7 protein-coding genes and 1 tRNA gene are annotated in these 6,163 nt (G+C 32.9%); 3 read left to right on the plus strand and 5 right to left on the minus strand.

Translation table 11 applies throughout. The annotated features are described in order from the left end of the window. Nucleotides 1–11: 11 nt before the first annotated feature. The 3 genes from CHRY9293_RS04265 to CHRY9293_RS04275 form a co-directional block, all read right to left on the minus strand. A complete protein-coding gene (locus CHRY9293_RS04265) occupies nucleotides 12–755 on the minus strand; it encodes a dienelactone hydrolase family protein (RefSeq protein WP_162031746.1) in 744 nt (247 codons plus the stop codon). 46 nt (nucleotides 756–801) lie between these two features. Next, nucleotides 802–1,416, minus strand: coding sequence for an HAD family hydrolase (locus CHRY9293_RS04270; protein ID WP_162031747.1), 615 nt, complete (start codon nucleotides 1,414–1,416; stop codon nucleotides 802–804). 68 nt (nucleotides 1,417–1,484) lie between these two features. Beyond that, on the minus strand, nucleotides 1,485–1,916 hold the full coding sequence (locus tag CHRY9293_RS04275) for a type I restriction enzyme HsdR N-terminal domain-containing protein (RefSeq protein ID WP_162031748.1): 432 nt from the start codon (nucleotides 1,914–1,916) through the stop codon (nucleotides 1,485–1,487). A gap of 8 nt (nucleotides 1,917–1,924) precedes the next feature. On the opposite strand from CHRY9293_RS04275, the gene holA reads away from it, so the two are divergent. Further along, nucleotides 1,925–2,962, plus strand: coding sequence for a DNA polymerase III subunit delta (gene holA, locus CHRY9293_RS04280; protein ID WP_162031749.1), 1,038 nt, complete (start codon nucleotides 1,925–1,927; stop codon nucleotides 2,960–2,962). A 183-nt stretch (nucleotides 2,963–3,145) separates the two neighbouring features. Next, complete coding sequence (trxB, locus tag CHRY9293_RS04285; protein WP_162031750.1) at nucleotides 3,146–4,087, plus strand: thioredoxin-disulfide reductase; 942 nt, start codon at nucleotides 3,146–3,148, stop codon at nucleotides 4,085–4,087. A 74-nt stretch (nucleotides 4,088–4,161) separates the two neighbouring features. On the opposite strand, the gene CHRY9293_RS04290 is transcribed toward trxB, so the two are convergent. Beyond that, nucleotides 4,162–4,518 (minus strand): helix-turn-helix domain-containing protein, encoded by a 357-nt coding sequence (locus CHRY9293_RS04290; protein WP_162031751.1) that lies wholly within the window; start codon nucleotides 4,516–4,518, stop codon nucleotides 4,162–4,164. 256 nt (nucleotides 4,519–4,774) lie between these two features. On the opposite strand from CHRY9293_RS04290, the gene CHRY9293_RS04295 reads away from it, so the two are divergent. Further along, nucleotides 4,775–4,859 (plus strand) — tRNA-Ser (locus CHRY9293_RS04295). Nucleotides 4,860–5,484: 625 nt separating this feature from the next. Here CHRY9293_RS04295 and CHRY9293_RS04300 read toward each other — a convergent pair. Then, nucleotides 5,485–6,163 (minus strand): ISAon1 family transposase (locus CHRY9293_RS04300; protein ID WP_162031752.1); only part of this gene is annotated, 679 nt, incomplete at its 5' end.

The following is a 6,163-nucleotide window of genomic DNA, read 5'->3' on the forward strand; positions in this document are numbered from 1 at the left end:
ACCTTATTTCTCTATTTAAGAATTTCCTGTAAGAATAAGAGGGTGTGATTCCAGGCTCTTTTTGCCATTATTTCGTTATAATCAGGAGATTTAGGGTCTGTGAAGGTATGTTTGGAATGGGCATAGGTAATAATTTGCCAATCTGCATTTCCATCATTCATTTCTTTAATTAAATTATTATAGTTTTCAGGAGTTACCCCTTTATCATCTGCAGGATTTTCAATGAGAATCTTAGTTGAGATGGCTTTGTTTTCTCTACTTTGATCCTTTCCAATACTACCATGAATTGAGACAACTCCTAGAACAGGAAGATTTACTCTTGCCGCCTCTAAAGCTCCGGTACCCCCAAAGCAATAGCCGATTACTGCAATTTTATGGGGTTGAGCTCCATTTTTCTTTAATTGTTCCAATGCTAAAGAGATCCTTTTTTGGTAGGCTTCATAATTATTTTTATAATACCCAGCGATTTTTGAAGCACTGTCGTTATCCTTGGGAATATTTCCTTCTCCATAAATATCCGCAATAAAAGCAATATAACCTTGTTTCTCAAGCTCAATGGCTGCTGTTTTGGCTTCTTCGTCAATTCCTTTCCAGGCAGGAAGAATTAAAACTCCGGAACGTTTTTCCCCCGCATTAGAAGTTATTAAACCATTTAACTTTTGAGATCCGTCTTGATAAACGACAGGTTTAAGATTTTGGCAGAATAGAGATTCTGAAGTTATAAAGAATGATAATAATAAGATGAAACGTCTCATAGAGATATGTATTGGGTTAGAAGTTACATAAAATAATAAGGAAATACTAGCTTAATAGTATCCCTAAATTAATCAATTCCTCTTCTAAATTAGTGTTTTCTTGAATATGAACAGTATTAAATCCTAGAGATATTGCCATTTCAATATTTTTTGGATTATCGTCTATAAAAACTGATTCATTAGCTTTGATATGATATCTTTCCAGTAATACGTGCCAAATTTTCGGATCAGGTTTGATCAATTTTTCTGTTCCTGAAACCACTATTTTTCCTTTGAAGAGTTGAAAAAAATCATAATTCTCCAAAGCATATGGAAATGTCTCTTCCGACCAGTTGGTTAATCCAAATAGTTCATAATTGGTTTTCCCTAGTTTTTGTAGAACTTTTACATTCTGCGGAATATCACTTTTTAGCATAGTGGTCCAATTATCATAATAGGCACGTATTTCTTTTTCCCATTCCGGAAATTTACGAACTTGAATTTCAGTGCCTTCAGAAAGAAGCCGCCCTCGATCCTGCTCCTCATTCCATTCAGATTGGGCGATATGTTCTAGGAAATATTCCATTTTTTCATCGTCATTAAAATAATCTTTGAAAAAATACCTTGGATTCCAATCCATTAAAACACCACCAAAATCGAATACGATATTTTTAATTTCCATATGAATTACTAATTTGTTTTTACTATATAATAAATGAATAATAAGAATGCCAATAGAAAAAATTAAGTTTATTCTGGGTGAAAAAAACGATATTGTTCATTTTCATAATAAGCATTGATATGCTGTAAACCATTTGTTAAAACAATTTCTTTTGCTCCGATAATAGAGTTATACCTTGCTGTTTGTTCAAACGTTTTTTCAGTTAATTTAATATGTGGAGCTTTACATTCTATCAAAATTTTTGGTTGAGCTTTTTCTGTAATTAAAAGATCAATTCTTTTGGTCAGCCCATTCAAAATAATTTTTTTTTCAGTAATTAAAGCAGAGGTGGAATAGGATTGTACAGTAAGATAATAATGTATCCAGTGTTGTCGAACCCATTCTTCAGGAGTGAGTAAAAGGTAAGTTTTGCGAATCAAGTCATAAATAAAAAACTTATCTTTGTCTTTCCTGAATTTGAAATCAAAAGTTTCCTGAAAATTTAGTTTTGGAAGTTCCATTAATTAAGATGAAAGAATTAGATTTAATCCTCAAAAATATTAAAAATAAAGAAGTTTTACCCATTTATTTTTTTCACGGAGAAGAACCCTATTTTATTGACGTTGCTGTAAAAGCCTTTGAGCATGATTTTCTGAATGAAGATGAAAAAGCTTTTAATCAGACCGTTGTATATGGGAAAGATACCTCTTACGCAGAAATTCTTTCTTTAGCGAGGCAATTTCCCATGATGGGAGATAAACAGCTTATCATAGTGAAAGAAGCGCAGGATCTCAAATTAAATGAGGAAGAGAATAGAATATTGGAGGCATATGTAGAAAATCCTGTTCCTTCCACAGTTTTAGTTTTTGCTCACAAACATAAAAAGTTAGATAGCCGAAAAAAGGCTACAAAAGCTTTAGATAAAGCGAAGGTTCTTTTCTTGAGTGAATCTATTAAAGATAATAATTTACCTAAGTGGATTGCTGATGAATGCAATGCGTTGAAGATCAAAACGGCACCTAATATTTCCCACCTTTTGGCTGAATATCTGGGAAATGATCTATCAAGAATCGCCAATGAATTAAACAAATTGAAGATTATTCTTAAAGATGATGAGGTATTGGATGGGACGATTATTGAGAATCATATCGGAATCAGTAAAGAATATAACGTCTTTGAACTTCAAAAAGCCTTAGGAACAAAAAATGCCAATGCAGCTTTTAAAATTGCCCATTTTATGGGTAAAAACCCTAAAAATAATCCCTTTGTTATGATGTTGGCGAGTTTATATAATTACTTTTCTAATGTAATTATATACAATACGATGGCAGGTCAGCCACCTCAAACGATAGCTTCTCAGATGGGTATTAATCCTTATTTTATTAAAGACTATGCGGAAAGTGCAAGGCTTTACCCTTTAAAGCATGCAACAAGAGTGATTTCTGTGCTAAGAGAATTTGATATGAAGGGAAAAGGCCTTGGAGCGGTAAATATGAGTGATGAAGAGCTAATTAAAGAACTTGTCTACAAAATTATCCATATTGATAAAATTAAAATGAAAGTGTAATTTATAATGTGTAAATACAAACTTTTAGTATTTTGAACTATTATAAAATAATGATGATTCAAATTATTGAAAATTAAGATGTTTCTCATTGACAAGTATCATTAAAATAAATGTAAATAAATAGTAAAAATTACGAAATTAGCATTCGTTAATTTTAAATCTTTTGAAAAAGTAGATTAGATTATGGAGCAAAAAATTTTAGATTGTGTTATCGTTGGATCTGGACCTTCTGGTTTCACAGCTGCAATTTATGCAGCAAGAGCAGATTTAAAACCTGAATTATATACAGGCTTAGAGCCTGGTGGACAATTAACAACGACTACTGAAGTTGATAATTTTCCAGGATATCCGACAGGAATTACCGGTCCCGAAATGATGATGGATTTGCAAAAGCAAGCAGAAAGATTCGACACAAAAGTTCATTATGAAATGATCACAAAAGTGGAGTTTTCCAAAGAAATAGGTGGTGTTCATAAATTATTTGCAGGAAATAGAGAGATTTTTGCTAAAACAGTAATTATTTCTACAGGAGCAACTGCCAAATATTTAGGTCTTGATGATGAGAAGAAATATGCAGGGGGAGGGGTTTCAGCATGTGCTACATGTGATGGTTTTTTCTATAAAGGGAAAGATGTTGTAGTTGTGGGAGCAGGAGATACTGCAGCAGAAGAGGCGACTTATTTAGCAAAGCTTTGTAAAAAAGTGACGATGTTAGTAAGAAAAGATGTTTTTAGAGCGTCTAAAGCAATGATTCATAGGGTAGAGAATACGCCGAATATCGAAGTGAAGTTTCAACATGAATTAATCGGTATTGAGGGAGAGAATAACTTGGTGAAAAAAGCAGTTGTTATCAATAATCAAACGCAAGAAACTTCTACCATTGATGTGGAGGGAATTTTTATAGCCATTGGACATAAACCTAATACAGACGTTTTTGGAGGACAAGTTGATTTAGATGAAAACGGATATATTCTTACAGAGAAAGGATCTTCACGAACTAATCTTCCGGGGGTTTTTGCTGCAGGAGATGTTCAAGATCATATCTATAGACAAGCAATTACAGCTGCAGGGAGTGGATGTATGGCAGCTATGGATGCAGAAAAGTATCTTGCCGAGTTACATTAATTTTGAAAATATATTCTTAAATAAAAAAACTGCTTTATTAAAAGCAGTTTTTTATGTTTATAAAGACAAATGTATTATTGTTCTTTCAGTTTTTTATTTTCCTCTTTCAAAACTTCTATCTGTTCTTTTAATAAGTTAATATAGTTTTGTTGATTGTCTAGTATGTAATCCGGTATGTTGTAATAATTATTCAGAAACGCTCCTGAATTGGTTGATGTATCATTAAAGTTAACCACATTAGAAGGTTTTTCTTCCTTAATTTCTTCTACCTCAACACCTAATGCTGTAGCCAGTTTTTCCCATTCTTCATCATATATTTTTACATCCCCATTTTCTTTTCGGCTGTAATTAGAGGTGTCGGTAGAAATGATTCTAGACATATATTCTTGAGTAAAGCCTCTTTGTTTTCTTAGATTTTTTAGCTTCTCCATAATGGTTTTCGCGTGTTTTCCACAAATATAGAAAAAAAATGTCATTTTGTATCATGGCTTTTTTGAGTTAATAATAAAAAATAAGAATACACGAATAGGCAATTAAAGGGCTTATTTAAAAGCTTTTCAAAAAATAATCAATCTGATTTCTAGGTAATTATTTATATGTGTTAAAATTTGTATCGAAAATATTTTGGCAATTCTTAAAAACATTATATATTTGCACCACTAAAAAACAACGATATAATCGGAGTTTGGAGAGTTGGCAGAGTGGTCGATTGCGGCAGTCTTGAAAACTGTTGACTGTAACAGGTCCGGGGGTTCGAATCCCTCACTCTCCGCACAAAGTACCTTAAAAGCCGATGAATAAAGGTTTTTTTCATCGGCAAAAAGAGAAAATAAACAAAAGTAAACAACTGAATTTCCACTGCCCTTACGTATCTGAATTAAATCTCAGATCAAAATGAAAAACAGTTGGACTATTCCAAAGGTTAAATCGTATCCCTTGGAAACCGAAAAAGAATGGTATGTTTGGTTTCGATTCAATGGAGTTTTAAAATTCGTCAAAACAGGGATTAATAAGATCCCAAATTATTCCGAACGTTTAGAAGAAGCTAACCTTTTAGCGGAAGTTTTAAAGGAGCGACTTGAAAAAGGCTGGGTTCCTGATAATTCTACCAAAATAGGAAAATCATGTAGAGTGATTGAAGCTGTTAGTTATGGTTTTGAACAAAAAAAGCTCTCTGTCAAGAAGAATACAATCGATAATTTTCAAAGTACAGTCAATTTTTTCTGTGAAGCTATCAGAAAATTAAAGTTTGATAAAATGATTGTAGCCAATTTTGAGCGTGGTCATGCAAAAGCTATTTTAGAATATTTGAAAAAAGAAAAAAACTGGACAAATAAAAACTATAACAAGCATCTTGGATATCTGCGTTCTATAGGATCAGGCGCAAAAGTTGGGGGCTATGCAAAAAGTTTGGATAATCTGAATAAGAAAAAGGTTCTGTCTTTTACCCCTCTTAGTTGCAATCTAAAGTTTTTGATTTTCGCATTAAAAGACTCTGCTGAAGCATTGGTACTTCTATTATCAAAATAGTTTAAGATATCCCTATAATGATTCATTACTGTTTTAGTTAGCGTGTTGAATGATTTAAAATCCACCTCTTCCACCTCTTTGAACCAGTGGGCTAGTTTAGTCATAGCCACAGATTTTGTAATATCTTGATTGTAAATTTTTCTCAGCCTATCGGTTATGAAGTACGCTTTTTCAAGATCAGGATACTGAGAAAATAGTATTTGGGCTCTTTGCCTTTGAGTTTCACTCCACTTTTCTCTGCTTTTGTAAAGTAGATATCTACTTCTTGCTAAGAGCTGCTTGCGGGTATCTCCATTCTCAAAAGATTCAAGCAGTAAAGGATTCCCTGTAGATTTACATTCTATAATACGTTCATTTTCTTGGTCTATTGCTTCCCAACGATGCTTAATCCTGATTTCCTGCAAAGCTTCTATAGCCAACTTTTGAACATGAAAACGATCGATAACTTGGGTAGCAAAAGGGAAACATCTCTTAGCTATCAATCTCATAGAGCCGGCCATATCCAATGTGATTTCTTTTACCTGTAAACGAAGCTTTCGACTCATC

It is taken from the genome of Chryseobacterium potabilaquae (genome assembly GCF_902728265.1).
Taxonomy (GTDB): domain Bacteria; phylum Bacteroidota; class Bacteroidia; order Flavobacteriales; family Weeksellaceae; genus Chryseobacterium; species Chryseobacterium potabilaquae.